This window comes from Arthrobacter subterraneus, from assembly GCF_900099735.1.
GTDB classification, from domain to species: Bacteria; Actinomycetota; Actinomycetes; order Actinomycetales; family Micrococcaceae; genus Arthrobacter_D; species Arthrobacter_D subterraneus.
The window spans coordinates 124,160-149,869 of the sequence record NZ_FNDT01000005.1; the positions used below are offsets into that span (position 1 = coordinate 124,160).

26 protein-coding genes are annotated in these 25,710 nt (G+C 64.7%); 6 read left to right on the forward strand and 20 right to left on the reverse strand.

The features are described from left to right. Window positions 1–73: 73 nt before the first annotated feature. The 6 genes from BLS52_RS07890 to BLS52_RS07915 are packed head-to-tail and all read right to left on the reverse strand — an operon-like array spanning window position 74 to window position 4,746. Entirely contained in the window at window positions 74–1,114 is a 1,041-nt protein-coding gene (locus BLS52_RS07890; protein WP_090585714.1) for an ArsA family ATPase, read from the reverse strand. Next, the gene (locus BLS52_RS07895; RefSeq protein WP_245702755.1) at window positions 1,105–1,389 is read right to left on the reverse strand and encodes a cory-CC-star protein; all 285 of its coding nucleotides are present in this window, start codon (window positions 1,387–1,389) and stop codon (window positions 1,105–1,107) included. Before BLS52_RS07895 ends, BLS52_RS07890 begins: the two co-directional genes overlap by 10 nt. 2 nt (window positions 1,390–1,391) lie before the next feature. Beyond that, entirely contained in the window at window positions 1,392–3,095 is a 1,704-nt protein-coding gene (locus BLS52_RS07900) for a carbon starvation CstA family protein (protein ID WP_090585715.1), read from the reverse strand. A 44-nt stretch (window positions 3,096–3,139) separates the two neighbouring features. Then, window positions 3,140–4,078 (reverse strand): NAD(P)/FAD-dependent oxidoreductase, encoded by a 939-nt coding sequence (locus BLS52_RS07905; RefSeq protein WP_090585717.1) that lies wholly within the window; start codon window positions 4,076–4,078, stop codon window positions 3,140–3,142. A 36-nt stretch (window positions 4,079–4,114) separates the two neighbouring features. Then, window positions 4,115–4,360, reverse strand: a complete 246-nt coding sequence (locus BLS52_RS07910; RefSeq protein ID WP_245702756.1) for a hypothetical protein — start codon at window positions 4,358–4,360, stop codon at window positions 4,115–4,117. Between the two features lie 38 nt (window positions 4,361–4,398). Next, entirely contained in the window at window positions 4,399–4,746 is a 348-nt protein-coding gene (locus tag BLS52_RS07915) for a DUF8129 domain-containing protein (RefSeq protein ID WP_090585719.1), read from the reverse strand. 177 nt (window positions 4,747–4,923) lie between these two features. Here BLS52_RS07915 and BLS52_RS18480 point away from each other — a divergent pair, with 177 nt between their 5' ends. Next, window positions 4,924–5,121: a YegP family protein gene (locus tag BLS52_RS18480; protein ID WP_175460116.1), complete on the forward strand. Its 198-nt coding sequence runs from the start codon at window positions 4,924–4,926 to the stop codon at window positions 5,119–5,121. 17 nt (window positions 5,122–5,138) lie between these two features. Here the strand turns inward: BLS52_RS18480 and BLS52_RS07925 are convergent, their stop codons facing one another. The 4 genes from BLS52_RS07925 to BLS52_RS07940 all read right to left on the reverse strand — a co-directional run bounded on the left by BLS52_RS07925 (window position 5,139) and on the right by BLS52_RS07940 (window position 8,555). After that, the gene (locus BLS52_RS07925) at window positions 5,139–5,588 is read right to left on the reverse strand and encodes an SRPBCC family protein (protein WP_090585720.1); all 450 of its coding nucleotides are present in this window, start codon (window positions 5,586–5,588) and stop codon (window positions 5,139–5,141) included. Between the two features lie 80 nt (window positions 5,589–5,668). Further along, window positions 5,669–6,691 carry a Gfo/Idh/MocA family protein gene (locus tag BLS52_RS07930; protein WP_090585722.1) on the reverse strand — a complete coding sequence of 341 codons (1,023 nt, stop codon included), beginning with the start codon at window positions 6,689–6,691 and terminating at the stop codon, window positions 5,669–5,671. Next, complete coding sequence (locus BLS52_RS07935; protein ID WP_090585724.1) at window positions 6,688–7,464, reverse strand: TIM barrel protein; 777 nt, start codon at window positions 7,462–7,464, stop codon at window positions 6,688–6,690. The genes BLS52_RS07930 and BLS52_RS07935 overlap by 4 nt, the downstream gene beginning before the upstream one ends. Continuing rightward, window positions 7,461–8,555 (reverse strand): Gfo/Idh/MocA family oxidoreductase, encoded by a 1,095-nt coding sequence (locus BLS52_RS07940; RefSeq protein WP_090585725.1) that lies wholly within the window; start codon window positions 8,553–8,555, stop codon window positions 7,461–7,463. The genes BLS52_RS07935 and BLS52_RS07940 overlap by 4 nt, the downstream gene beginning before the upstream one ends. Before the next feature lie 173 nt (window positions 8,556–8,728). Between BLS52_RS07940 and BLS52_RS07945 the strand changes: the two genes are divergently transcribed. Then, a complete protein-coding gene (locus BLS52_RS07945; RefSeq protein WP_090585727.1) occupies window positions 8,729–9,754 on the forward strand; it encodes a LacI family DNA-binding transcriptional regulator in 1,026 nt (341 codons plus the stop codon). A gap of 44 nt (window positions 9,755–9,798) precedes the next feature. Here the strand turns inward: BLS52_RS07945 and BLS52_RS07950 are convergent, their stop codons facing one another. Continuing rightward, the gene (locus tag BLS52_RS07950; protein WP_090585728.1) at window positions 9,799–10,800 is read right to left on the reverse strand and encodes a sugar phosphate isomerase/epimerase family protein; all 1,002 of its coding nucleotides are present in this window, start codon (window positions 10,798–10,800) and stop codon (window positions 9,799–9,801) included. Window positions 10,801–10,835: 35 nt separating this feature from the next. Beyond that, a complete protein-coding gene (locus BLS52_RS07955) occupies window positions 10,836–12,032 on the reverse strand; it encodes a Gfo/Idh/MocA family protein (protein WP_090585730.1) in 1,197 nt (398 codons plus the stop codon). A 158-nt stretch (window positions 12,033–12,190) separates the two neighbouring features. Here BLS52_RS07955 and BLS52_RS07960 point away from each other — a divergent pair, with 158 nt between their 5' ends. Continuing rightward, complete coding sequence (locus tag BLS52_RS07960; protein WP_090585732.1) at window positions 12,191–13,195, forward strand: LacI family DNA-binding transcriptional regulator; 1,005 nt, start codon at window positions 12,191–12,193, stop codon at window positions 13,193–13,195. Then, entirely contained in the window at window positions 13,195–14,640 is a 1,446-nt protein-coding gene (locus tag BLS52_RS07965; RefSeq protein ID WP_090585733.1) for an MFS transporter, read from the forward strand. Before BLS52_RS07960 ends, BLS52_RS07965 begins: the two co-directional genes overlap by 1 nt. A gap of 73 nt (window positions 14,641–14,713) precedes the next feature. Here the strand turns inward: BLS52_RS07965 and BLS52_RS07970 are convergent, their stop codons facing one another. The 3 genes from BLS52_RS07970 to BLS52_RS07980 all read right to left on the reverse strand — a co-directional run bounded on the left by BLS52_RS07970 (window position 14,714) and on the right by BLS52_RS07980 (window position 17,778). Further along, window positions 14,714–15,640, reverse strand: coding sequence for an ATP-binding cassette domain-containing protein (locus tag BLS52_RS07970; protein ID WP_090585735.1), 927 nt, complete (start codon window positions 15,638–15,640; stop codon window positions 14,714–14,716). Between the two features lie 14 nt (window positions 15,641–15,654). Beyond that, the gene (locus BLS52_RS07975) at window positions 15,655–16,707 is read right to left on the reverse strand and encodes an ABC transporter permease (RefSeq protein ID WP_090585737.1); all 1,053 of its coding nucleotides are present in this window, start codon (window positions 16,705–16,707) and stop codon (window positions 15,655–15,657) included. Window positions 16,708–16,782: 75 nt separating this feature from the next. Next, window positions 16,783–17,778: a substrate-binding domain-containing protein gene (locus BLS52_RS07980; protein WP_245702761.1), complete on the reverse strand. Its 996-nt coding sequence runs from the start codon at window positions 17,776–17,778 to the stop codon at window positions 16,783–16,785. 256 nt (window positions 17,779–18,034) lie between these two features. Between BLS52_RS07980 and BLS52_RS07985 the strand changes: the two genes are divergently transcribed. Beyond that, the gene (locus BLS52_RS07985) at window positions 18,035–18,775 is read left to right on the forward strand and encodes a GntR family transcriptional regulator (RefSeq protein ID WP_090585740.1); all 741 of its coding nucleotides are present in this window, start codon (window positions 18,035–18,037) and stop codon (window positions 18,773–18,775) included. A gap of 28 nt (window positions 18,776–18,803) precedes the next feature. After that, window positions 18,804–19,694, forward strand: a complete 891-nt coding sequence (iolB, locus tag BLS52_RS07990) for a 5-deoxy-glucuronate isomerase (RefSeq protein WP_090585742.1) — start codon at window positions 18,804–18,806, stop codon at window positions 19,692–19,694. Window positions 19,695–19,822: 128 nt separating this feature from the next. Here iolB and BLS52_RS07995 read toward each other — a convergent pair whose 3' ends face one another. Genes BLS52_RS07995 through BLS52_RS08015 form a run of 5 tightly spaced genes read right to left on the reverse strand, consistent with a single transcriptional unit; the run spans window position 19,823 to window position 25,706 of the window. Further along, window positions 19,823–21,253 carry a sugar porter family MFS transporter gene (locus BLS52_RS07995; RefSeq protein WP_090585743.1) on the reverse strand — a complete coding sequence of 477 codons (1,431 nt, stop codon included), beginning with the start codon at window positions 21,251–21,253 and terminating at the stop codon, window positions 19,823–19,825. Window positions 21,254–21,303: 50 nt separating this feature from the next. Next, entirely contained in the window at window positions 21,304–22,179 is an 876-nt protein-coding gene (locus tag BLS52_RS08000) for a sugar phosphate isomerase/epimerase family protein (protein ID WP_090585745.1), read from the reverse strand. 9 nt (window positions 22,180–22,188) lie between these two features. After that, the gene (locus BLS52_RS08005; RefSeq protein WP_090585747.1) at window positions 22,189–23,226 is read right to left on the reverse strand and encodes a Gfo/Idh/MocA family protein; all 1,038 of its coding nucleotides are present in this window, start codon (window positions 23,224–23,226) and stop codon (window positions 22,189–22,191) included. A gap of 36 nt (window positions 23,227–23,262) precedes the next feature. Next, complete coding sequence (locus tag BLS52_RS08010; RefSeq protein WP_090585748.1) at window positions 23,263–24,177, reverse strand: sugar phosphate isomerase/epimerase family protein; 915 nt, start codon at window positions 24,175–24,177, stop codon at window positions 23,263–23,265. Window positions 24,178–24,191: 14 nt separating this feature from the next. After that, window positions 24,192–25,706, reverse strand: coding sequence for a CoA-acylating methylmalonate-semialdehyde dehydrogenase (locus tag BLS52_RS08015; RefSeq protein WP_090585750.1), 1,515 nt, complete (start codon window positions 25,704–25,706; stop codon window positions 24,192–24,194). Window positions 25,707–25,710 lie beyond the last annotated feature (4 nt).

The window sequence follows — 25,710 nt, forward strand, 5'->3', positions numbered from 1 at the left end:
GGGGCGCCGATTTACACACCGATCCAGGGTGAATTACGTCTGGGGAGCCGGTTCCGGCCGAGGGCTCTTATTGTTAGCCGACGCCCTGGTCAGACGCATCGGCAAGGGCAGTACCGAACCGGTCGAGCGCCTGCTCTCCCACGATGTCTCCGGGCAGCAAGGGAACCTGCAGCAGCGGGATACCGGGCAGGGACTGGCGCAGGGTCGTCAGGTGGGCATCCTCAAGTGCGCGCCGGTCCGCCAGGAGGCGTCCGGCGTCGGAGGGTGACCGTTTGTTGACCACCAGTGCTCCCACCTGGACTCCTGCACCGGCCAATTGCCGGTGCAATTCCACGGTCTCAAGCACCGGCAGCCTTTCGGCGGCGAGGACGATGACGAAGGCGCAGCTCTGCTCGTCGACGAGGACCGTGCGCAGCGATTCAAACCGCTCACGCCGGCGCAGGAGAATCCGGCGAATCTGCGCATCGCGCTCCTCCGCCGGTTCGGGTAATCGCTGGGTGCCCACGACGGCCTCTGCGGCATCTCGGTCCTCCAGCCCACGCAAAGCGGCCCCAAACCGCTCGGACCGGCCGCGACGCCGCAGCAACCCCTCAGTCCAGGCAGACATGATTTCGGGCAGCGCCATCAGGCGTGCGGTATGTCCCGACGGTGCGGTGTCAAAGACCACGAGGTCATACTCACGCAGTCCAAGATCCACCAGCTCTGCGATGCGCTCCAGAACGGCTGACTCATGCGCTCCCGGGGAGTCCCGGGCGAGCTGCATGTGCTTGTCGACCTCGCCGGCGAGGTGCTCGGGCATGAGCCTGCGGATGGTGCCCCCCACTGCTGCGAGATGCGCCTCAGTAGTGGCTACCGGGTCCACTTCAATCCCGTCGAGGGCCCCGGGTTCACCCGAACCACTGCGGAGCCCCCGCGCGAGCGGAGTGATCCTGTCCCCCACCGTGCGTTCCCACAGGTGCCCGAGATTGTGAGCCGGGTCCGTGGAGACAACGAGCACCCGCCGCCCCGCGCGGGCCTGCGCGAGCGCGGTGGCGGAGGCAACCGCTGTCTTGCCCACGCCGCCCTTCCCGCCCACAAAGACCACCCGCCGGGCCCCGGCCAGCTCTAGCAGCACGAGATGTGGTCAAGTGGAGAACGGTCCATACCCATCCGGCGGTGCCAGTCGTGAAACCTGTCGTACACCACCGGCAGCAACTCCACCGTGTAATAGCTTGCGGGGTTCGGCACGCCCAGCGCCTCCGAGAGGACCAGCATCATGAAAAGATCCTCCTCATCCCGCTGCGCGCGGGCGAACGTCCGCCGGTAGGGCGCCACATAGAACTCGTGCAGCCCCGCACCTACCTGCTCCCGTACGGCATGCAGGCGGTGCAGGAGCGTGCTCGTGGACACCTTTAGGAGCGCGTCCGGGCGCCGGCTCGATCGCGCTCGTCATCCTCGAGCTCCGGTGGGTTCTTCTTGGCCTGCGACATGGCGATTGCCGATTCGAAGATGACCCACACGGCAGCAACAAGGATGATCACGTCAAGCCCAAGCAGCAGCCAGTTCCCGGCAGCGTAGAACTGTCCCATCTGAACAATGAGCGCGTAGACAGACATCACCAGCAGGAACAGGAGCGGCACCAGCACGGGGGTCACCGGACGACCCTTACGCAGCAGGATCACGGCGATCATCGATAGCGTCAGCCCTGCAAGCAGCTGGTTGGTAGTACCGAAGAGCGGCCAGATCAGCATGCCGCCCGCACCGTCCGCGCCGGCTCCGAACGTCAGGCCCATAGCGATGGCCAACACAATCAGCGTTGCTACGAGTTTGTTGAGGTTGACACCGATGATGCTCGCGGCTTCCTGGACCACGAAGCGCTGCAGCCGGATGCCCGTGTCCATGGTGGTGGCCGCGAAGAGGACAGCCATCGTGGCGAGGATGGTGGCGCTCAAACCTGCAGGAATACCCAGGCCGCTGTTGACGATCGCGCCGCCGCCCTGCACAAAAGCACTCACTCCGCCCTGACCGAAGGCGCTGTAAACCTCTTCCCATTCCGCGATGGTCCGGAAACCTGCCGTCGTCGCGATGATGGCGCCCAACGCAAGAAGACCCTCGCCGACGGATCCGAAGTAGCCGACGAAGCGTGCGTCCGTCTCCTTGTCGAGCTGCTTGGACGACGTACCCGAAGACACGATGCCGTGGAAGCCGGAAATCGCACCGCACGCGATGGTGACGAAGAGCAGCGGGACAATACTCGGCGTGCCCTCGGGAACGGCGCCATTGAAGGCGGGAGCCACCACGGTGGGCGCCGAGACGAGGACCGCACCGTAGAGGATGCCCAGGGCGATGAAGAGCTGGAGGCCGTTGATGTAGTCGCGCGGCTGCAGGAGCATCCACACGGGCAGGACAGAGGCAATGCCCGCGTAGACAAAGAGGATGACAATCCAGAAAGAGTTCGCTGACAGGCCGAGGATCGTCTCGGGCAGGACCACCGGAACCTGGTCGCCGATGAGGATCAGCGCATAGAGGGCCACGACTCCGACAACGGAGACCGCGGGGAGGTTCCACTTGTACCGGTAGATGGCCTGTCCGATGAACAGCGCGACGACGATCGCTCCCCAGGTGGGGATGACGGCGGTCGGTGTGCTGGTGAGCAACCCGGCGATCACCACGGCGAATGCCGCGTTCACCATGAGCAGCACGAGGAAGATGATGACCAGGAACAGGTTGCGCCCACGGTTCCCGATGTACTTGCTGGAGAGCGAACCGATGGACTGTCCACGGTGCCGGGCGGACGCCCACAGTGCGCCGAGGTCATGAGCGCCCGCGAAGAAGACGGTGCCGAGGGTGACCCAGAGGAAGGCGGGAAACCAGCCCCAGATGACTGCGATAGCCGGGCCGACGATGGGAGCAGCGCCGGCCACCGAGGTGAAATGGTGCCCCCAGAGCACGTATTTATTGGTGGGGACGTAATCCACACCGTCGTTCAGTTCGTGAGCCGGAGTCACGAAGGAGTCCTGCAGTTTATAGATCCGGCGACTCAGGAACCGGGAGTACAAGAGATACCCGAGGATCATCATGGCAACGCCTATCACGGCAAGGACGACGGAATTCACGGGCGCTCCGATCTCGGGGGTGTACCAGGGTGATGTGACCTAGCCTATACGCAGAAGGGAGTATACGCAGGCCGCAACGACGCCACCGCGACGTCGTCGTCGATCAGCGCCGCATTCACCGCCACCGCGAGCCGGTAGGCGTCCCCCGCCGCCGAAATTACCTGCGCGGCAGGATCGGCGGCGTTGCCCACCGCCCACACCCCGTCAACGCTGGTGCGGCCGGTTTCATCCGTGCTGACGCAGCCGTTCTCGCCGGTCCGGCACTCCGGCACCTGCACAATCGAGGTGTCGACCGTGGCGGCGGGTTCATAGAACAGGGCCTCGCAGGGATGCAGGTCGCCGTTGTCCAGCCGCACTCCGGCCAGCGACTCGGAGCCGCCGAGCAACGCCCGCACCCGGCCTCCAACCACTTTCACTTCGCGGGAGGCAAGGGCATCGGCGGCTTGTGCGTCGAGAGTTTCCATCTCGTGGGTGAACAGGGTGACGTCCGTCGAGAACTGGCGGACCAGCAGTGCCTGATGCACGGAGGATCCCCCGGATCCGAGCACGGCCAGCGCCCCGCCCTGATGCTCCCAGCCATGGCAGTACGGACATTGGAAAAGGCCTCTGCCCCACTGCGCATCGGCTCCTTCGATCTCCGGCAGGATGTCCTTCAGGCCCGTCGCGAGAATGATCTGCCGGGCGTTCAGCAGGCGGCCGTCAGCGAGCCGTACGCAATGATCCGGCCGGACTTCCTCCGCAGTCGCGTCAACGAGTTCGACCCCGTAACTCCGTACTTCCTCGCGCGCCACATCGAGGAACCTGGTGGGAGGAATGCCGTCACGGGTGAGATATCCGTGGATATGCCCGGCCCGAACGTTGCGTGGGTGCCCTGCGTCCACGACGGCGACGCGGCGGCGTGCCCGCCCCAGAAGGAGGGCGGCACTCAGTCCCGCCGCGCCGCCGCCGATAATGACGACGTCGTACTTGTCCTCCGCGCTCATGCGCGCAGGCTTCCCACTCTTGCCAGTGCCATCACGCTACGTGGAGACGTCATTCTCGATGTCTTCAGCCAGGTCATCGACCTTCTCGGGGCGCAGGTGGACGCCGGCTTCATCGAGCCGCTCCTCAAGGACATGCGTGACGTCATCCTCCACGTGACCCAGGCGGATCTCGGAACGAACATCCTCCGCGACGTGCTCGACTGTCTGCTCCTGCCGCTCCGGTGGGTCGATGCCGAGTGGTTCCCGGCTGACGTCGGCGCCCTCCTCCGATTCTTGAGCCATTGCAAATACTCCTTCCTGGTTGAGTGGGAACCGTGTGCTCAGTGCCGCGGCTGCGCCGGGTTGGTGGGAACACCCTGCGAGGGCGGGTTGACAGGTGGGCCGCTGGTTTCGGGGCTTACCGGTGACCCGCCTCTGGCGCTGGTCACCTCCGGGGTGTCGGGATTGGCGGATCCGCTGGGTTCGGCACCGCTGCGGAGCGCCTCCACCCGGTGCTCAAGGACCTGCACTACGGGAAGCCGGTTGCCGTGGGAGCGCTCGTACTCCAGGAGCTGGTTCACTGCCGATTCGTCCAGTCCGCTGATCCTGCTGGGCAGGGTGCCTAACGGAAGATGGTCATAATCGGGCAGGGGAAGATCTTCGTGTCGTGGCGATTCGCTCTGTGTCATTGGTTATCACTCCGAAGGTTCAGTGGCTTCATCCGAGGGCTCTTCTTCGATCACCCCTTACAAACAAAACAGTATGCTTACTATCTTGCGGTTGTCGATGGGTCACCTCGCCTGATTGCTAAGCCTGCTGATAATCTACGGATAGAGCAAAATCGGATAGGGCAAAGGAGTCCTGGGATGGCTGGAAGATTCGAACTCTACTTCGACGGAGAAAAGCGGTACCGGTTCCGGCTGACCGGGGACGACGGCGCAACCCTGGTGACCAGCGAACCATACAGTGACAAGCCGACTGCGGTGGCGGGCATCAATGGAATCCGCGACTGCGCATCCACTGCGCTCATTTCGGATCTCACCGACGGTGACGAATACGAGTAATTTGGACCCCGGTCCGTCTATGGCAGGCGCTGCCCCATCACGTACCTGTCGAGGTTTTCGAGAGTGCGCTCGATTGACTCCGGATGTTTCCTCGTGAACCCAAGAAGCTTCAGCAGCGGCCGGCCGGGGACCGAGCGCGCGTCCCATTCTTCGGCGACCAAAGTACCGCCGTCGTGCTCCTGCAGGGTGTAGCGCCAGACATGGCGCGAAAAGTGGCGCCAGGCAATCCGCCTGCCCTCCTCGAACTCCACCACAGTGTTGAGGATTTTGTAGGGTGCGCCGATCTTCATGTCCATGCCGAAGCGTGCCCCTTTCGAGAGCCGCTGCGGCCCGTTGGGCTGCTCACCCGTCACTGTGCCGGAGCCGTCAATGACGCTGTGCAGTGCGGGTGTTGCAAGGACCTCGAAGATTGCGGAGGCAGGGGCAGGGATGAACCGCTCGCGGCGGATCAGGTAGGAAGTGGTCATTGGTTCATTCTCCACCGGGCGGGCGGAGATGACGGTTTCATCCCGGCAAATCGGTCATAGACGCCCGCTCGATTGCGAGTTCACACCAGTGAAACAGGTGTGCCGGTAACCAGCGACTCCTGCGCAGCATCCGCCACCCTCGACGCCGCTACGGCATCGGCCGCCGTGCAGGGGTTCTCTCGCTCACCCAGGACCAATTCGACGAAGGCCGCCATCTCCTCGCGATAGGCCTGGGCGAAACGCTCGGCGAACGTGGCGTGCGGCGGACCCGCAGGGAAACCGACCGCCGGCTCCGCTGAACGGAGGGCCGCGCCACTGTCGAGTCCCACCGCAACCGTCGCAGCGGAGCCCTGCAACTCCAGCCGGACGTCGTGGCCTGCGCCGTTGTAACGCGACGCCGTCACCGTGCCCACGGTTCCGTCGTCGAGCGTGACGACGGCGAGCGCCGTGTCCACGTCGCCCACGGCGCCGATCGCCGGGTCACCATTGTTACTGCCCCGCGCATAGACCTCCATAATCTCGCGTCCGGTGATCCAGCGCAGGATGTCGAAATCATGCACCGAGCAGTCCCGGAACAGCCCGCCCGAACCGGCAAGGAACTCAACGGGGGGCGGGAACATGTCGCAGGTGACAGCCCGGAAGGAATGGATCCAGCCCAGTTCCCCGGCCTGATAGGCGCGCCGCGCTTCGACGTATCCCGCATCGAATCGACGCTGGTGGCCGATCTGCACGACGGCGTCCGCGGCCCGGATTTCCTTGAGAAGCGGAAGCGAGGACGGGACATCCCCGGCGACCGGCTTCTCACAGAACACCGGCAGACCGGCCGCGATGCCGGTGCGGATCAGTTCCGGATGGGTCATGGTGCCGGTGGCGATTACCAGGCCGTTGACCCCCTCGGCGATCAACTGCTCCACCGTCCGCGCATGACCGGCACCGAGACGTGCGGCGACGCTGCGCGCATGGTCGACGGCGACGTCCGTGAGCACCAGCCGCAGGTCGACTCCACGTTGAGCGAAGGATCGCCGGAGGCCCATGATGTTTTCGGCATGCATGTGACCGATCCGGCCTACTCCGGCGAGTCCGAGCGTGATTGTCCGGTTCATGGATCCTCCTGCGTGAAGGCGGCGCGGAATGCCAGGAGCGCTTCATTACTGTCTGACAGCGCGTACCCCTCAAGGCCCACTGTGCCGTCGAAGCCCAGCGCCTTCAAGGTACGGCTGATGGCCGGGTAGTTGATCTCACCGGTGCCGGGCTCACAGCGGCCCGGGACATCCGCCACCTGCACCTCGCCGATATGCGGAAGTGCAGCTGTGAGCAGCCCGGTCAGGTTCCCCTCGCCAAGCTGCGCGTGGTAGAGGTCCAGCATCAATTTCACGTTTGGGTGGCCGACGGCGGATACCAGTGCGATCGTGTCCCGTGCCCGCGCGAGCGGAATGCCGGGGTGATCCAGGACCGTGTTCAGGTTCTCCAGGCAGAAAGTCACGCCGTAACGTTCACCAAGCTGCCCGAGCCGCTCAAGCGTCCTGGCCCCGGTCAGCCACATGCTGCCGTCCGGACGCCAGTGCGGGCGGGCGGCCTGCCCGTCGACCAATTCAGCGGAATGCACCACCAGCCGCTCCACCCCCAGCTCGAGGGCGGTGGGGATCAGCGCTTCGGCGGTCCGCACCACCTCGTCGGCGGTTGCAGCCTCCACAAGACTGCCGGCGCTATAACCGGTCATGGAGGAGAAACGGGCGCCGATGGCCCTGAGCGCCGCAATGTCCTTGGTGCGGGAGTCCCAGATCTCCACGTCGAAGCCCGCGGCATGGATCCGCTCCACCCGCTCCATGAAGGGCAGGTCCGTAAAGAGCATCTCGGCCGATGCTGCGAGTCTCATGCCGGACGGCCCGCATGCTCAGGGGCAAGCTGCACGGTCCGGCCGGTCTCGACGGACTCGATGCAGGCCCGTGCCATGGACAGGGCGCGCCGGGCGTCGTCGAGCCCTGGTGTGAGGCGCACACCGTGGTCAGGCGCGGCTGTGCCGTCACGGCGGCACCGGACGATGGCGGCGAAGTCCGCCAGCTCGTCAATATAGGCATCCGCGAACAGTTCCACATTCAGCCGCGGGGTATCCGCGGAGACTCCGTCTGCAGTGAACCGGCGTGCCGCGGTTTCGGTTTCCCGTCCGGCCTGCACCATGCCGGCAGAGCCGAAGACCTCCCCACGTACGTCATAGCCGTATAGGGCGCTGAAACTTGCCTCTGCCACGGCGATCGCGCCATTGGAGTACCGGACGGTCACGACGGCGGTATCGAGGAAACCCCCGTCTCGAAGATTGGGCTCCACCAGGGCGTCGGCAACTGCATGGACGCTGATCGGTTCGGCGTCAGCGTTGAACCAGTTGAGGGTGTCGAAGTCGTGAATCAAGGTTTCGAGGAAGATGGTCCCCTGCGGGATCCGTGTCGCATGGGGAATGTTCCCGGTACCCGGGTCGCGGGTGAGCGAACGGAGCAGTTGCGGAGTCCCGACGACACCGGCCGCGACGTCGCGTCGGGCGGCAAGGAAATCGTTCGCGTACCTGCGGTTGAACCCGATCTGGTAGTGGACGCCGGCGGCCGCGACCGCCTGCCGGACGGCATCGAGCTCTTCGAGGTCCAGTCCGCCGGGCTTCTCGCAAAACACATGCTTCCCCGCCCGGGCGGCGGAGATGGACAGCCCGGCGTGAAAGCGAGCCGGGCCGGCGATGACCACGGCATCGATGGTGGGGTCGGACAAGAGGTCATCGGCCGTGGCGGTGACGGATGGGACGCCGAGTTCTGCTGCCAGTGCGACGGCAGTGTCGACAGCAGGATCGGCGATTGACTGCAGCCGGGCGCCCGGAATATGCCGGGCGAGCGACCGCCCGTGGAAAGCGCCCATCCAGCCCGCGCCGACGAGGCCGATGCGCACAGGTTCAGGGACATGGACAGGAACGTCTTGGTAGGGCATGGCAGCGTTTCTTTCGGGAGGGACGGATAGGACAACCGGGTACTAGATCGATCTAGAGGCGTGTCTGACTCAATGGTGCCACCTCCGCACCGATGATGTCTAGAACGATCTAGTAAGATGGTTCGTATCCCATCCAGACGGGCCGGTGAGCGGCCCAGCGAGGCACCAAGCCGATGACCCAGCCCCGCCGGCCCACCATGGCCGACGTCGCCGCCGAAGCCGGGGTATCCCGCGCCCTCGTGTCCATCGTCATCCGGGGGGCTGCAGGTGCCGGCGAGGCCACCCGGGCGCGGGTCCTGGAAGCCGCCGAACGTCTGGGCTACCGGCCGGATGCCCGCGCCCGCCTCCTGCGCAGCAGCCGAAGCCGACTGCTCGGTGTCGTCTTCGATATCACCGGCCCGTACCACACAGAGCTGGTGGGCCACCTCTACCCTGCTGCCCGCACACGCGGCTACGGAATCACGCTCAGTGCCTGCGGGCGCGCCCAATCGCAGCATGAGGCGGTGCATTCGCTGCTGGATCTGGGGGTCGAGGCCCTCATCATCCTCGCCCCGGAGACGCCGGACGAGGATCTCGCCAGGCTGCCGGTGCCCGTGGTCTCGGTGTTCAGGCCAGCCACCCACCCGGACGTCGCCAGTGTCGCCTCCGACGAACGGGCCGGCGTCGACCTAGCCATGAACCATCTGCTCCAACTGGGGCACCGGCGCATAGCCCATGTCGACGGCGGCGACGCCGTCGGCGCCCAACCGCGCCGGAGTGCCTATCTGGAATTCACGTCCAGCCGGCCCGGAGAACTGGAACCGCCGGTGGTTCTGTCGGCCGGTTCCGAACTTTCGGACGGCCGGGAGGCGGGTGCCCGCCTGCTGGAGGAAGCCCGGCGCCCCAGCGCGGTTCTGGTCTTCAACGATGTGTGTGCCCTCGGCGTACTTCAGGCCCTGCTCACAAACGGAGTGCCCGTTCCGGAAGAAGTCTCGGTGGTGGGATACGACGACGCGAGCCTTGCAGCCCTGGCCCATGTGCCGTTGACCTCGGTCAACCAGCAGGGGCCGGATCTGGCGGCAGCAGCCGTGGAGGCCGCAGACGCGGCCCTGGCCGGGGAGTTCCGGCACGTGCTGATCCCGCCGTCACTGACCGTGCGCGCGTCCACGGGGATACCGAACACAGGAGACCACATGTGCGAAGGGGCCGCCTCCCATTGAGCCGGACCCTTCCTGTACAGACCGGTTTACAGCGCGTCAGCGTCTTATGACACCGTGACGGCGGCAGCTTCACGCAGTACGGCTGCCGCGACCTCCAGTCCTTCAATCCGACCCAGGGAAACATCTTCATGCTCGATGTTGACCATCATTTCCGGGTCTACCTCACGGAGTGCCTGGAGGAATTCGGCCCAGTATGCGGTGTCGTGCCCGCGCCCGAGCGCCACGAAGTCCCAGGCGGAGTCCTTTGGCCATTCATTGGCCCATTCGTCGCCGCCAAGGTTGGTGCGCGGCTCCTCGGGCGAAAGCCGGCGGAAACTGTTGTCGAGCACGCCGTAGAGTCGGGCGTTGCCCGGGTTGATCCGGACATCCTTGGCCGCGGCATGGAGCACGAGCGGTCCAAGTTCGCGGATCACTGCCACCGGGTCCATTTGCTGCCAGAAGAGGTGGGACGCGTCCAGCTCCACGCCCACATGGGTGGCCCCCGTCAACTCAATAAGCCTGTAAACATCGGCGGTGTTGAACACGACGTTCTGCGGATGCAGTTCCAGCGCCACCTTGACGCCGTGGTCCGCAGCCAGCCGATCGGTCTCCCTCCAGAAATCGGCCACGATCTTCCACTGGTAGCCCAGAACATCCAGTGCGGCCGAGTTCCATGCGTTCACAATCCAGTTGGTGACCGTCGCACCCGGCTCACCACCGGGCAGACCGGACATGGTGACCACCCGGTTCTGGCCCAGCCTCTCGGCGAGGCGGATGGAGCGGCGAATGTCCTCGGCGTGTTTTTCACCGATTTCCGGCCTGGGATGCAGCGGGTTGCCGTTGCAGTTCAGGCCGGCGATGGACACCCCTGTTCCCTCGAAGATTCCGAGGTAGTCGTCGCGCGCCGCGTCGCTCTCGAGGATCTCGTCGAAGGTGGGGACGTGTACCGCAGGGAGGAAACCTCCCGTATTGATCTCGATGCCCTCAAGACCGAGGCCACCGATAACCTTGAGCGCCTCAGGCAGTGGGCGGTCGTGCAGAATCGCGTTGTAGACGCCGAGTTTCATGGTGCTGATCCTTTCGGACGAAGTTCAGAGGAGGTTCAGGCGAACGCCGGAGCCGGGATGGTCATGCTCTGGCCTCCGGCCTGGGCGGAGGAAGTGACGGCTGCCAGGATCTCCATATTGCGGACCCCCTCATCAAAGCTCGCGCAGCGGGGCAGGGATGCATCCTCGGGCACCCCTGCGACTTCCTCAAGGAAGGCGCGGGCCTGATAGACGAAAGCCTCATTCTGGCCGAAACCGACGCTGGGAGCATCCATAGCCAGGCCGCCGGCAAGGTACGGGTGCTCCGGGCCGAGGATAACCTGGCGGTAGCCGTTGTTCGCGCTTGCGCCCTCGTGCAGGAAAAGACCGATTTCCGCGGGACGGCGCTGGTTGAAAACGGCGGCACCGTTTTCGCAGAACACCTCGAAGGTGAGGGTGTTGGCGTGGCCGGCGGCCACCCGGGAAACCTCAAGGGCACCGATACCGGCGGGGAAGCGCGCACCGAAGGCAGCGACGTCGTCATTCTCCACCGGCTCGAAAGAGTCACTGACGGCGGAGTGGTCGTGTCCCAGCACTGCACCGAGCGGCAACGGGCGCTGGTTGATCACTGTGCTCAGCTCGCCGCCGCTGACGGACTGAATATCTCCGCAAAGGAACTCCGCCACGTACGCCAGATGGCTTCCGACGTCGGCGAGAGCACCGCTGCCCGGACCGCCCTTGTAACGCCAGCTCATCGGCGCATGGGGGCTGCACCCGTAGTCCGTCCAGTAGCGACCGCTGAAGTGGAGGACCTTCCCGAGGGTGCCGTTGCGGATGAGGTCGCGAATGTAGGCAATGCCGGGCGTGCGGCGGAAGGTGAAGCCGATACGCGCGGTGGTGGAGGCAGCATTGGCCGCAGCGGCCATGGCGCGGGCGTCCTCGAGCGTGTCACTCAGGGGCTTTTCGCAGAGCACATGCTTGCCCGCGGCCAGCAGTCCCTCGACCACCTCGCGGTGGAGCCTGTTGGCGATGACCACGCTGACCACATCGATGTCGTCGGCCTCGGCGATGGCCTGCCAGGAACTGTCATGGCGTTCGTAACCAAAGCGCTGGGCGGCGGCGGAGCCAAACTGGGCATTCACGTCTCCGATGGAGACGAACCGGAGCGGAGGCAGGACGGGGTTATAGAGCGAGGCTGCTGTCCGGTACGCCGCGGCATGGGCTTTACCTGCCATGCCCGCGCCGATGACGGCTACACCGAGGGAATCACGCATGATCTCTCCTTTGAAATCTGGGGAAGATGTAAGGGGGAACGCTGGAATGGATTTTTTGGAGCGCTCCATAAATACGCTAACCGGGTGATATTGTCCTGTCAATAGGTCTTTATTCTTGACAGGTTTGTCGGAACGAGGGAAAGGAGGTGGTGGCCGTTATGATCCCGCCAATTCCCCGTCCGACGATCTATGACGTTGCTGCCCGCGCCGGCGTCTCGAAATCGCTGGTGTCACTTGTCCTGCGCGGGTCCGCCAACGTCAGTCCTTCCCGACGGCGTGCAGTGGACGCAGCAATCGAGGAACTGGGTTACCGGCCCAGCCGTGCCGCGAGCTCCCTCGCCGGCAGCAGGAGCCGTACTATCGGCGTCGTGATTGATGACTTCGGCAACCCGTGGTTTGTGGACCTGTTGCGCGGACTGAGGTCGGTCCTGGACCCCGAGGAGTTCCATGTGACCGTTGCGGACCTGCAGCTCGACGCCGTCTCCGGGCGCAACCCGGTGGACGGTTTCCTGGCAATGCATGCAGAAGGGCTGGTACTGGCGGCTGAACCGGAGCCTGCGATGCTGGAACGGCTGACCATCCCCACGGTTGTCGCCGGATCCCGGGAATGCATTCCCTCGGGCGCCGACATCGTTGCAACCGACGATGTGCTCGGCGCCCGCATGGCTCTGCAGCATCTGTTTGCTCTGGGGCACCGGTCAATCGGTCATCTGACCGGTCGCAGCGGGGCTGCCAGGCTCCGACTCGCCGGCTATCGTGAGTCGATGTCGGAGGCAGGCCTGCCCGCGCTGGTCACAGGTGAACTCGGTGGGACCACTGAGGGGGCAGGCTATGCGGCCGCCGGGGAGTTGCTGGATGACCACCCCGGAGTCACAGCGATCTTTGCGGCAAATGACACGATGGCGCTCGGCGCGCTCGCAGCGCTGCGGGAGCGGGGCAGGGAAGTTCCCCGGCAGGTTTCTGTCGCAGGATATGACAACACCGCTATTGCTGCTGCCAGCTACCTCAACCTGACCAGCGTGGACAACCATAGTGACGACATTGGTGTCGACGCCGCCCGCGCCCTGTTGGCCCGTATCGGGGATCCCGAGCGTGAACCGCGGCACATCCTCCGGAAGCCTTCGCTCGTCACCAGGTCCTCCACGACGAAGCCTCCGCCCTGATGTCGGCGACTCCTGACGGGCCGCAATTGTGGAACCGACGGCTTGCTCTGCTGGTAGCTGCCACCTTCTTCATGGAGTTCCTGGACGGAACGGTCCTCACCACGGCCATCCCCAGCATTGCCGATGAGTTCGGGGTTTCGCCTGCCAGCGTGAACATCACCATGACCGTCTACTTATTGACAGTGGCCATGGGTATTCCGCTCAGCGGGTGGCTCGTTGAACGGGTAGGAGCCCGCCGCATCTTCTGCCTGGCCATCGCGATGTTCACGATTGCCTCCCTGCTCTGCGCTCTGAGCCCCAATCTGACCATGCTGACTCTCAGCCGCATACTTCAGGGGGCAGGCGGCGCGCTGATGGTCCCCGTGGGTTCCCTCGTGGTGCTCCGCGGCACCCCCAAACCGGAGCTCCTGCGCGCAACGGCGTATCTGGTGTGGCCAGGATTGCTGGCGCCGGTGCTGGCGCCGCTGGTGGGTGGGTCGCTGACAGAGTACTTGTCCTGGCACTGGATTTTCCTCATCAACCTGCCGCTCGGGGCGGCGGCGTTCATGGCGGCGCTCCGCCTGGTTCCACGAGCCCCGACCGGCCGGGGCCGCCGGCTTGACTGGCTTGGGCTGGTCCTCGTCACTCTCGGCGTTGGAGCACTCGCGACAGGATTGGAACTGGCGGGCACCCATCCGGAGGGAACATGGACCGCCCTTGGGCTGGCGGCCGGCATGTCCACCCTGGCAGCCGGCGTCCTGTGGATGCGCAGGGCAGCCAATCCACTCTTCGACCTCTACGTGTTTTCCACCCGGACATTCAGGGCGACGCATACCGGCGGCTTCATCTACCGGGCCACGATCAGCGCCGTACCCTTCCTCCTGCCGCTGATGTTCCAGGAAGGATTCGGCTGGAACCCTGTCCATTCCGGGGCGATGGTAGCCGCCGTCTTCATTGGAAACGTCGGAATCAAGCCGGTCACTACGCCGCTGATCCGCCGGCTCGGATTTAAGCCGGTCCTGGTTTTTGCGTCTCTCGCCTCCGCCGGCACCTTCGCCCTCTGCGCCATGATCACTGCCGACACCCCGCAAGCGTTGATCGTTGCACTGCTCGTCCTCAGCGGAGTGTTCCGCTCAATCGGGTTCTCAGCTTATGCTTCCCTCCAGTATGCGGATATCACGCCGCAGCAACTCACCTCCGCGAACGTCGTCTCCGCCACTCTTGTCCAGCTCGCCGCCGGAACAGGAATCGCCGTCGGCGCCCTCCTCCTTCGGGTGTTCGACTCTGCCACCCTGCCCGGCCCGGTGCTCGGTGATCTGCTGGACAGCACAGCAGCCGGGAGCGATACAGCGGCCTACCGGGGCACGTTCCTCTCCATCGCCCTCCTGATGCTCCTCAGCACAATCGACAGCATGACGCTGCACCGTGATGCCGGAGCGGAGGTCAGCGGGTCCTCACCTAATTGATGTCGATGAAGGAACGACGACGGCGGCCGGCCTGGGAATGCCCTGGCCGGCCGCCGCCGTCGTCGTCGTACGGTTATTTCGCCTTGCTTTCACCGCCGATGGAGGCGGTCTCCTTCTCAACCTCGGCGAGGATGTCGGTGTGCCCACCCATTGCCTCGAGCTCGTGCGCCAGTTCGGCCAGCTCCGCTCCGCCGGCCATCTGCCCGGTCAGCTCATCGAGCGTGATGTCCTTCTTGTGGTGGTAGCCGATTGACTTTCCACGCTTGAGCAGCAGGAACCTGTCGCCCACCGGGTACGCGTGGTGCGGGTTGTGGGTGATGAAGATGACCCCGAGGCCGCGGTCGCGGGCCTGCAGGATATAACGGAGCACGACGCCGGACTGCTTGACGCCCAGTGCTGCCGTGGGCTCATCAAGGATCAGCACCTTCGCGCCGAAGTAGACCGCCCGTGCAATGGCCACGCACTGGCGTTCACCGCCGGAGAGCTGCCCGATGGGCTGCTCCACATCGCGCAGGTCGATGCCCATGTCGGCGAGTTCATTCTTGGTGATCTCCTTCATCTTCTCGACGTCGAGCCGTTTGAATGGACCAAAGCCCGTGGTCAGCTCGGATCCGAGGAAGAAGTTGCGCCAGATCGGCATGAGTGGGACGACGGCGAGGTCCTGGTACACCGTTGCAATGCCAGCGTCAAGCGCGTCGCGTGGGGAGGAGAACTTGCGCTCCTCGCCCATGACGGTAAGAGTTCCCTCGTCGTGCTGGTGCAGGCCCGCAATGATCTTGATCAGGGTTGACTTGCCGGCCCCGTTGTCGCCCAGGACGCAGGTGACGCGGCCGTTGTCCACGGCCATGGTCACATCCCGCAGTGCGATGATATTGCCGTAGTGCTTGCCGATGCCATCCAGCTGAAGCAGGTGAACCGGCCGGTCAGTCAGCGGGTCGGTCTCTCCCTGCAGCAGGGTGGCGTTGGAGATGTGGTCTTTCCGGGTTTTTTCGGCGTTCATTGTCAACGAACCTCTTACTTCAGTTCCGCGCGGCGCTTGACCACGAGATTGACGACAGTTGCGATCAGGAGCATCAGGCCGAGGAAGAACTTGAACCAGTCCGGGTTCCACTCGGCGTACACGATGCCCTTGTTCGCCATCCCGAAGATGAAAGCACCGATTGCGCCGCCGACCGCCGACCCGTAGCCGCCGGTTAGGAGGCACCCACCGATCACCGCGGCGATGATGTACAGGAACTCGTTGCCCACACCCTCGCCCGACTGCACAGCATCAAAAGCGAAGAGGTTGTGCATCCCGAGGATCCAGCCGCAGAAACCCACACCCATGAACAGGCCGATCTTGGTTGCCGCGACCGGCACGCCGACTGCCCGGGCCGCGTTGGCGTCACCGCCGACGGCGAAAATCCAGTTTCCGACCTTGGTGCGGAGCAGGATCCAGGAGGCAACGAGAACCATGGCAATCCAGAAGAAGACTGTGATCTTCACATCGACACCGGCGACGTTCACCGAGGAGGCGAAGACAGCGCGTGCGGAATCGAAGCCGTCCATGGCGGAGATCTTCGGGGATGAAACACTTCCACCGATCAGGCGGGTCAGGGCAAGGTTCAGGCCGGCGAGCATCAGGAAGGTTGCCAGCGTAACGATGAAGCTTGGCAGCTTTGTCTTGATGAGGATGATCCCGTTGATCAATCCGATCAGCAGCGACACGCCCAGCGCCAGGAAGACGCCGACCCAGACGTTGAACGAAAAGAACCAACTGAACAGTGATGCAGCCAGGGCCGAACTGATCACGGCCACTCCGGTGGACAGGTCGAACTCTCCACCGATCATCAGTAGTGACACCCCGACGGCCATGATGCCGATAGTCGAGGAGCCGTACAGGACTGTCGCGAATGACGACGGCTGCAGGAAGGTGGGGGCCACAAGGGCGAAGAAGGCGAAGAGGCCGATAGCTCCGACCAGGGCTCCGATCTCCGGGCGCCCCAGCAGCTTGGACATGGTGCTCTTCTGCCCCACGCGTTCATCCGCGGCGAGGATTGGGGGGGTGGTGAGTGTCGCGTTGCTCATGATGTTTAATCTCCTGTTAGGACCGGAGCGGGGGCTCGTTGGATTGCCGACCCCCGCGCCGGCTCTGCGGTACTGCTAGCGGACGCCCTGTTCGGCGAATTTAAGGACATCCGGGGCGGACTCCTGGTCGACGATCGCCGGGCCGGTCAGCACCGGCTGGCCGCCGCCGATCTTGAAGCCGCCGCGCTTGGCCTGCCACAGCGCATCGATCGAGCCATAGCCCTGCAGCCAGGGCTGCTGGTCAACGGTGAAGAGCACCTCGCCGTCCACGATCTTCTGCGCCAGCTCCGCATTCATGTCGAAGCTCGCAGCCTTCGCTTCGCTTCCGGCGTCCTTGATGGAGTCGAGCAGCGTAAGGGTGATGGGTGCGCCGAGGCCGATAATGACGTCGGCGTCACTGGTCGCCTGCAGTTTGGCTGTAGCTGTGGAGGCGACGGCCGTCATGTCCTGTCCGTTGACATAGAGGATTTCGGTGCCGGGAACCTTGGCCTTCACACCGGCGCAGCGAGCTTCCAGGCCGACGTGCCCCTGCTGCTGGATGACGCAGATGGGGTGCTCGTATCCGTCAGCGGCAAGGCGCTCGCCGACGGCTTCGCCGGCAAGCTGCTCGTTGGAGCCGAAGTGCGTGAATGCGCCGAGTTCAGCGGACACCCCTTCACCGGCGTTGAGACTGACGACAGGAATTCCAGCCTCCGTTGCTTTCTGCAACGCGCTCTTGAGTGCGTCGGGGGTGGCGAGGGTCACGGCGATTCCATCCACACCCTGGTCTATGGCCTGTTCGATGAGCTGAGCCTGGCGGCCGCCTTCAGGATCCGAGGTGTACAGCAGTTCGACATTGTCCTTGGCAGCAGCCTCCTCCGCCCCCTTGCGGACAATGTCCCAGAAGGTGTCGCCGCCGGACGCGTGGGTGATGAGGGCAATCTTCATGCGCTCGGTTTCGGCGACCTGCCCGCCTTCGGCATTGCCGCCGTCCTCCTGGGGTCGACCGCCGCCGCTGGAGCAGGCTGCCAGGGCAAGCATGGGGACGAGGACGAGGCCTGCGGCCACCTTTCGCCACTCAAACTTTTTAATCACGCGAATCTCCTTTGGTTCGTGAGGTCCCGCTGGGCGGGTTCCACCGTTTGGTTGCCCGGACGGAAGTGGGTGTCGGTGGTCCTGCATCCATCATGGTGACTCCAGTCACATAAGTCAACAGTATGTAAGGACATATTTACATCAGCATCAGCACTGTCGAAGATTCAACGTACGCTGTTATGATCAAAGTACATATGTCTTATGTCCTGACAAGTAGACATGTGACCGACAGTCCCGAAGGAGGAGTTCAATCGTGGCCACCCCGCTCAAACTCCATATCGACAGGTCTTCACCCGTCCCCCTCTATCACCAGGTGGTCCAGGGCATCGAGGCCGCCATCCACGGCGGGACACTGCCCGCAGGCACGCGCCTCGACAATGAAATCGACCTCGCTGCGCAGCTCAACCTCTCCCGCCCGACCATGCGCAAGGCGATGGATGAACTGGTTCGCTCCGGTCTTCTGGTCCGCAAGCGCGGGGTCGGCACCCAGGTGGTTTCGAGCCAAGTGCGCCGCCATCTTGAGCTCTCCAGCCTGTTTGATGACCTCACGCGCACCGGGAGTAAGCCCCAGACGGAAGTGCTCAGCTTCTCCCATGTCGACGCCGACGAACCCACGCGTGAAGCACTTCAGCTCGGAACCGGCGCCCGCGTCTACCACTTCACCCGGTTGCGATCGGTGGACGGGAAGCCGCTGGCTCTGATGGAAAATTCAGTGCGGGACGACATCACCGACATGGATGAGTCCGGTCTGGCCAAAAGGGGCCTCTACGAAATCCTCCGAACTGCCGGGGTGAACTTTCGGTTGGCCAACCAGCGCATCGGAGCTGTCACGGCCAACGAATATCAGGCGAAATTGCTCGGCACCGAGGTCGGGGCAGCCCTGGTCACGATGGAACGCACTGCTGTCGACGACACTGGTCGCGCCGTCGAGACCGGCCGCCACGTCTATCGGGCGGACTCCTACAGCTTTGAAATGACCCTCGTCCAACGCTGACGCAAAACCGTCACCGAAAGGATCCATCATGACCGACTGGTTCTACCCCCATCGCACGGCTGCGCGCGGCAACTGGGAGGTGGCCCTCGGGGCCACCGACGACGCCGTTGCGCCAGGTGGCTGGATGCACACCGGCCTGCGGGTCACCACTCTCAAGGCAAACGAGGCAGTACACCTCGCTGCGGCCGCGGAGGAACGCATAGTCATTCCGCTTGAAGGCGCGGTGCGGGTTGGAACCGAAGACGGCGACGTTATCCTGCGGGGCCGGGCCTCGGTCTTCACCGGACCCAGCGATGTGTACTACTCCGGCACCGATACAGCCCTGACACTGAGCACCGACGAGGGCGCCCGCGTTGCCGTTGCATCAGCGCCGGCGTCCAGCAGCTACCCTGCGCGACTCATCCTGGCGGAAGATATCCCCGTCGAACTCCGGGGAGCCGGCAACTGCTCGCGACAGGTGCACAACTTCGGCACCCCGGCGGCGCTGGAAGCGGACCGTTTCATAGTCTGCGAGGTGCTCACGCCCTCGGGCAACTGGTCCTCTTACCCGCCTCACAAGCACGACGAGGAGAAAGAAGGCGAAACTTCGCTCGAGGAGATCTATTACTTCGAGACCCGTGCCGCGGATGCGTCGGCGCCGACGCCCGCTGATGCCGTCGGCTACCAGCGGGTGTATGCGTCGGATGATCGGCCGATCGATGTCTCCGCCGAGGTTCGGACAGGCGACGTCGTCCTGGTCCCTTACGGCTGGCACGGCCCCGCCATGGCTGCTCCCGGATACGACCTTTACTACCTCAACGTCATGGCCGGTCCGGGCCCGGTCCGGCAGTGGCTCATCAGCGATGACCCGCACCACGGCTGGGTCCGCCAGACCTGGGATTCCCAGCAGGTCGACCCCCGGCTGCCGTTCGACGCATGACCAGTTCCCCACAGCTGCCCCGGAATGGTAGCACTTTGGCCATCGGATAGCGGTGCACCCCTATCCGATGGCCAAAGTGCTGTCACGCCTGGACGCTTGCGGGGAGGTGTGCCCGCGCTGCGGCGCAGTCAGCGTTGGGATGCCGCGGCGTGGGCTTCCTTGAATTCGTGCTCCAGCTGCTCGAGGCTCTTGTCACGGGTTTCGGGAATGAACCTGCGGGCGAAGAGAATCGCCCCTACGCCGAGAGCCGCGAAGAAGAAGAACGTGTTGGAGATCGTGATCGCTGCCACCAGGATCGGGAAGCTGAAACTGACCGCGAAGTTCACCATCCAAAGCACGAAGACGGAGACACCCATGCCCATCCCGCGGATCTTCAGCGGGAAGATCTCGGAGAGCATCAGCCAGGTCACCGGAGAGATCGCTCCCTGTTGGAAAGCCAGGAAGGTGATGGTGAAGGCAAGGATGACGAAGCCGCGCAGCGTGCCCTCCGGCAGCACCAGGGAGAAGATGCCGATGGCGAGCAGGGCAGACGTCGTACCGACCTGCCCGGTGATGAGCATGGGCCGGCGTCCCACCTTGCCCAGCAGCCAGATGCCCACGAAGGTCGCTGCCACCGAAATCACGCCGTTGGCGATATTTGCCGTCAGCGCGGCCTGGGTTCCGAAGCCGGCGTCGTCGAGGATGTGCGTGCCGTAGTACATGATCGAGTTGACGCCGGTGATCTGCTGGATCACTGCAAGGCCCAGGCCGACAATGAAGACACGCCGCAGCCAGGGCTCGCTCAGGTCCTTGATGGTGCCCATCTTGGCCTTGTAGTCCTCGACCGCCATCGCCTTCACCTCGTCGAACTCGGTGCGGGCGGTTTCGTGCGCCCTGATCCGGTTCAGCACGGCAAGCGTCTCGCCGAAATTACCGATGGAGGCTAGCCAGCGTGGGCTTTCCGGAACGAAATGCATGCCGATCCAGAGTCCGATGGCCGGAAGTGTGGCGATGACGAGCATCCAGCGCCACACCCCGTCGGCGTCGCCGAAGACGTTGCCGAGGAACGCGTTGGTAATGAAGGCCAGCAGCTGGCCGGTCACGATCATCAGTTCATTCCGAGTCACCATCTGCCCGCGCCGTGCGGCCGGGGAAAGCTCGGCCAGGAAGATCGGCACCATCACCGAAGCGCCGCCAACCGCCAGCCCGAGGACAAAGCGGGACAGCACCATCACGGTGACATCCGGCGCGAAGGAGGCACCGAGGGTCCCGAGAAGGAAGACGACAGCGAGGACGACGATCATCCGGCGCCGGCCGTACCTGTCAGCCAGGCGGCCGCCGAAGACGGCACCGAACGCGGCCCCGAAGAGCAGTGAACTGGTCACAAGCCCCTCGGTGAAGGGGGTAAGCGCAAGGTCCTCTGCCATAAACGGCAGGGCGCCGTTGATCACACCTGTGTCGAAGCCGAAGAGAAGACCGCCGAGCGTGGCGATCCAGGTGATGCGTCGAAGATACTTGCTCTGCCGGTCGTCACCGGGCGCCGTCGGGCGCGCGCTATCGGCAGTGGGCAGGGTAGTCATAAGTTCTCCTGGGCGCGCCGGAAGCGCGCGGGTTCTGTAGGGGGAGCGAATCAGGGCCGAGCGGCCTGGGAGAGGCTGCGCATGCGCTCAAGCTGGTACTTCGAGACCTGTTCCGCATTCTCGTTCTCGGCGAAGACACTGGAAACCATGACGGTGTCCTCCTTATCGAGGAACCCGATCCCGGCGAGGCCGCCGAAGAATTCGTCCCAGTTGACGTCGCCGTCGCCGATCTTCAGGTGCTGGTGAACGCGGACCGGATTGCCGGGCGGGTTGGTGATGTACCGCAGCCCGTGAGACCGGTGGTGGTCCATCGTGTCCGCGACGTGGACCAGGCGCAGCTTGTCCCCAGCCGCCTGCATGATTTCAAGGGGTGAGTCCTTCATGTGGAAGGTATGGGCGGCGACGTAGACCATACCGATGTTCGGGGAGTTGAGGCCGCGGATCACGCGCAACGCCGCCAGGCCCTCCTCGACGAAATCGTCCGGGTGCGGATCAATCAGGACATCGAGGCCTTCGCGCTCGATGATCGGCAGGAGCTCCTCCATGGACTTGTAGAAGGCGTCCTCGGATTTTTCTGCCCGCTCCGGCCGACCGCTGAACTCTGTGTTCATGGTGCTCACACCAAGATCGACGGTGAGCTGAATGGCGCGCTTCCACTTGCGCACGGCTGCAGCGCGGGTCTCCTCATCCGGGCCCGACCAGCGCAGCACCGGCAGGACCGAGGCAATCCGGACCCCGGCGTCGTCGCACGCGGCGCGCAGCTTGCGGACCAGTTCGTCGTCGGCCTTGGGGTGGGCGAAAAAGGGGATGAAGTCCGGATGCGGGGTGAGCTGGAGGTATTCGTACCCCAGATCGGCGGCCAACTGCGGGAATTCGAGGAGGCTGTGGCTGGAGTGGAACGGGGTGGGATCAAGCGCGATTTTCATGAGGACCTCTCAGACGAGTTCGGCTTCACGGGCCTGGCCGTAAAGGGCGGGCCGCTCGACGAGGTTGACAGTGACCTTCTCTCCGGTCTTCTGTGCCTGTACACCGGCCTCACAGCACGCGGCGGTCGCATAGCCGTCCCACGCGGAGGGGCCGCCGATGGTGCCGCGGCGTGCGGCGTCGGCCCAGGCCTGCACCTCGACGTCGTACGCGGCGCCGAAACGCTCCTCAAATCCGGGAGTCACCCGGCCGCCCCAGGTCCCGGCAGTGCGCATATAGGGTCCGCTGTCGCCGCCGATGGTCACCGTGCCCTGCTCGAAGACAGCCTGCGTGGCGACTTCATAGCCGAACTGTGCGTTGACGTAGATCTCGACATCGGCGAGCACACCGGACGCCGTCTCGATCAGGACGTGCTGGGGGTCGTGCTGGCCCTCGGGCGCGTTGCGGGTGGGCTTGCCCAGGCGTACCTGGACGCTGGTAATCTCCTCACCGGCGAGGAAGCGGATCACATCGAATTCGTGCACCACGGAGTCGTTGATCAGCATCTCGTTGGTGAAGCCGGCGGGGGTGTCCGGGTTGCGGTGTGCGCAGTGCAGCATCAGCAGCTCGCCCAGCTTCTCTTCCCGGATGACCCCGCCGAGCTGTGCATACTCTGCGTCGAATCGGCGCATGAAGCCCACCTGGATGCGCTGCCTGCCCAGCTTCTCCTCGGCGCGGACAACCCGCAGGGCGGACTCGGCGTCGGGGGTGAGCGGCTTCTCGCACAGGATCGGCAAATCCTTCTCGAGGGCCTTGAGGACGGTGTCCTCATGGAGGAAGCCCGGAGTGGCGATCAGGACGGCGTCGACGTCGCCCCGCGCCAGTGCCTCGTCGGCGTCGGTGAGGGCAACGGCGTCGGGCAGGCCGGCCACGGCGGCTTCCGCGCGGGCCTGGTCCACGTCGACGACGACGGACACCCGGGCTCCGCTGATGCGGCGGCTGAGTCGTTCGATGTGGTCGATGCCCATGCGTCCGGCACCGATCACTGCTACACGCAGGGTCTCGATCATGATGTTTGTTCCTTTTGGTCGGTGTGGATCAGCTGCTCAGCGGACGGTGGTACGGGAACCGCAGGAAAGCAGGTACTTGCGGGTGCGGGCGGCGATGGGCAGCGGGACGTCGAAATCGACGGGGTACATGTCCTGCTCGACGATCCCGAAGATCGGCTTCTGCAGCGACTCGACCGCCTCGATGACCTCGCGGAGGTCCGGCAGTCCGTTCGGCGGCTCAATCATGACGCCGGCGGTGTTCGCTGCCGCCCAGGTCAGGTTCTGCTCTCGGACCGTCGCCAGGACGTCGGGGTTGATCTGCTTCAGGTGCAGGTAGCCGATCCGCTCGGGGTACTTGCGGATGAGGTCCACGCTGCTGGCTCCGCCGTACTCGGCATGGCCGGTGTCCAGGCAGAGGGTGAGCAGCTCCGAGTCGGTGTTTTCCAGCAGCCGCTCGATGTCCCGCTGACCCTGCACATGGGAATCTGCGTGGGAATGGAACTGCTGCTGCAGGCCGAACTGATCACGCAGGCGACGCCCGAGTTCGTCATGCCCGCCAAAGAGCGAATCCCACTGTTCGGGCGTGAGAACCTCGTTCTCCACCGCCTCACCTGTCACGTCGTCGCGCCACATCGCCGGGATGACGACGATGTGTTCGCCACCCATGGCCGCGGTCAGTTCGGCGACCCGGAGTGCGGGCTCCCAGGCTTCCTCCCACTGGTCTTTCCCCCGGTGGAAGGCGGTGAACACCGTACCGGCGGAGATCTTCAGGTCCCGCTGCGCGAGCTCATCGGCCAGCCGCGACGGGTCGGTGGGCAGGTACCCGTACGGGCCCAGCTCGATCCACTTGTACCCGGCCTCGGCCACCTCGTCGAGGAAGCGTTCCCAGGGAGTCTGCTTCGGGTCGTCGGGAAACCACACGCCCCAGGAGTCGGGTGCGGTGCCGATGATCAGCTTGTTGTCGTTGGTCATGGTGATGGTCCGTCCTAGCTGCTGGGGAATGCGTAGGAGGCGGCGGAGACGTGTGCCGGTTCCGGCCACCGCTGGGTGATGACCTTGCCCCGCGTGTAGAACCTGACGCCGTCGGGCCCGTAGATATGCAGGTCACCGAAGAGGGAGTTCTTCCAGCCACCGAACGAGTGGTGCGCCACGGGCACCGGCAGCGGAACATTGACACCGACCATCCCCACCTTGATGGAACGCTGGAAGGTGCGGGCATAGGCGCCGGAGGAGGTGAAGATCGCCGTGCCGTTGCCGTACGGATTGGCGTTGATGAGGTCGATCGCTTCCTCAAGTGTCTCCACCCGGACCACCACGAGCACCGGGCCGAAGATTTCCTCAGAGTAGGCGCTCATGTCCGTGCGCACCCGGTCCAGGACGGTGGGGCCGACGAAGAAGCCCTCCTCATGGCCCTTGACCACCAAATCCCGGCCGTCCACCACGAGGGCGGCGCCGTCCTGCTCGGCTTCGGTGACGATCTTCAAGATGCGCGACTTCGATGCCGGGGTAATGACGGGACCCATGTCGGCGTCGGGCGTGGTGCCCTCGTTGACGTGGACAGCAGAGGCACGCTCGCGGACCTTGTCGACGACGGCGTCGGCCGCCTCTCCGACGGCCACAGCCACGGAGATCGCCATGCAGCGCTGCCCGGCCGAGCCGAACGCTGCTGCCGCCAGGTGGTCAGCCGCATTGTCGAGGTCGGCGTCGGGCATGATCACCGCGTGGTTCTTGGCGCCGCCCAGTGCCTGCACACGCTTGCCGTGCGCGATGGCGGTTTCCTGGATGTAGCGGGCCACCGGGGTCGAGCCGACGAAGGAGATCGCGTCGACATCGCGGTGGGTCAGCAGACCGTCCACAGCCTCCTTGTCGCCGTGCAGGACGTTGAAGACGCCGTCGGGCAGTCCGGCCTGCTTCCACAGCCGGGCAAGAAGGAGTGAGGGCGAGGGGTCGCGTTCGGAAGGCTTGAGGATGAACGCGTTGCCTGCGGCGATGGCCACCGGCGCCATCCACAGCGGCACCATCACGGGGAAGTTGAACGGGGTGATGCCCGCGACGACACCGACCGGCTCCCGGAACGAATAGACGTCGATGCCGGTGGACGCCTGGTCGGAGTACTCTCCCTTTAGCAGCTGGGAAATGCCGCACGCGAACTCGACGACTTCGAGTCCTCGTCCGATCTCGCCCTTGGCGTCCGAGAGCACCTTGCCGTGCTCAGCGGTGATGAGGGCGGCGAGCTCGTCGATGTGGGAAGCAACCAGCTCGCGGAACGCGAACAGGATCGAGGTCCGGCGGGCCATGGAGGTGTTGCCCCAGCTGTCGGCGGCGGCACGTGCTGCGGCGACGGCCGCGTTGATGTCCCCGGCGTTCGCGAGCCGCAGCTCCGCGCTGACCTGTCCGGTGGCCGGGTTGTACACCGACTGGGTGCGGTCACCGGAGCCCGCGGTCTCGACGCCGTTGATGAAGTGGGTGATGGTGCTGGTCTCTGCGACGGTGGATGTCATGATC

Coding starts and splice junctions, on each gene's coding strand:
- BLS52_RS07905 (WP_090585717.1), bottom strand. CDS start 4,078: ATGAGCGCGGAGGACAAGTACGACGTCGTCATTATCGGCGGCGGCGCG.
- BLS52_RS07910 (WP_245702756.1), bottom strand. CDS start 4,360: ATGGCTCAAGAATCGGAGGAGGGCGCCGACGTCAGCCGGGAACCACTC.
- BLS52_RS07915 (WP_090585719.1), bottom strand. CDS start 4,746: ATGACACAGAGCGAATCGCCACGACACGAAGATCTTCCCCTGCCCGAT.
- BLS52_RS18480 (WP_175460116.1), top strand. CDS start 4,924: ATGGCTGGAAGATTCGAACTCTACTTCGACGGAGAAAAGCGGTACCGG.
- BLS52_RS07925 (WP_090585720.1), bottom strand. CDS start 5,588: ATGACCACTTCCTACCTGATCCGCCGCGAGCGGTTCATCCCTGCCCCT.
- BLS52_RS07930 (WP_090585722.1), bottom strand. CDS start 6,691: ATGAACCGGACAATCACGCTCGGACTCGCCGGAGTAGGCCGGATCGGT.
- BLS52_RS07935 (WP_090585724.1), bottom strand. CDS start 7,464: ATGAGACTCGCAGCATCGGCCGAGATGCTCTTTACGGACCTGCCCTTC.
- BLS52_RS07940 (WP_090585725.1), bottom strand. CDS start 8,555: ATGCCCTACCAAGACGTTCCTGTCCATGTCCCTGAACCTGTGCGCATC.
- BLS52_RS07945 (WP_090585727.1), top strand. CDS start 8,729: ATGACCCAGCCCCGCCGGCCCACCATGGCCGACGTCGCCGCCGAAGCC.
- BLS52_RS07950 (WP_090585728.1), bottom strand. CDS start 10,800: ATGAAACTCGGCGTCTACAACGCGATTCTGCACGACCGCCCACTGCCT.
- BLS52_RS07955 (WP_090585730.1), bottom strand. CDS start 12,032: ATGCGTGATTCCCTCGGTGTAGCCGTCATCGGCGCGGGCATGGCAGGT.
- BLS52_RS07960 (WP_090585732.1), top strand. CDS start 12,191: ATGATCCCGCCAATTCCCCGTCCGACGATCTATGACGTTGCTGCCCGC.
- BLS52_RS07965 (WP_090585733.1), top strand. CDS start 13,195: ATGTCGGCGACTCCTGACGGGCCGCAATTGTGGAACCGACGGCTTGCT.
- BLS52_RS07970 (WP_090585735.1), bottom strand. CDS start 15,640: ATGAACGCCGAAAAAACCCGGAAAGACCACATCTCCAACGCCACCCTG.
- BLS52_RS07975 (WP_090585737.1), bottom strand. CDS start 16,707: ATGAGCAACGCGACACTCACCACCCCCCCAATCCTCGCCGCGGATGAA.
- iolB (WP_090585742.1), top strand. CDS start 18,804: ATGACCGACTGGTTCTACCCCCATCGCACGGCTGCGCGCGGCAACTGG.
- BLS52_RS07995 (WP_090585743.1), bottom strand. CDS start 21,253: ATGACTACCCTGCCCACTGCCGATAGCGCGCGCCCGACGGCGCCCGGT.
- BLS52_RS08000 (WP_090585745.1), bottom strand. CDS start 22,179: ATGAAAATCGCGCTTGATCCCACCCCGTTCCACTCCAGCCACAGCCTC.
- BLS52_RS08005 (WP_090585747.1), bottom strand. CDS start 23,226: ATGATCGAGACCCTGCGTGTAGCAGTGATCGGTGCCGGACGCATGGGC.
- BLS52_RS08010 (WP_090585748.1), bottom strand. CDS start 24,177: ATGACCAACGACAACAAGCTGATCATCGGCACCGCACCCGACTCCTGG.
- BLS52_RS08015 (WP_090585750.1), bottom strand. CDS start 25,706: ATGACATCCACCGTCGCAGAGACCAGCACCATCACCCACTTCATCAAC.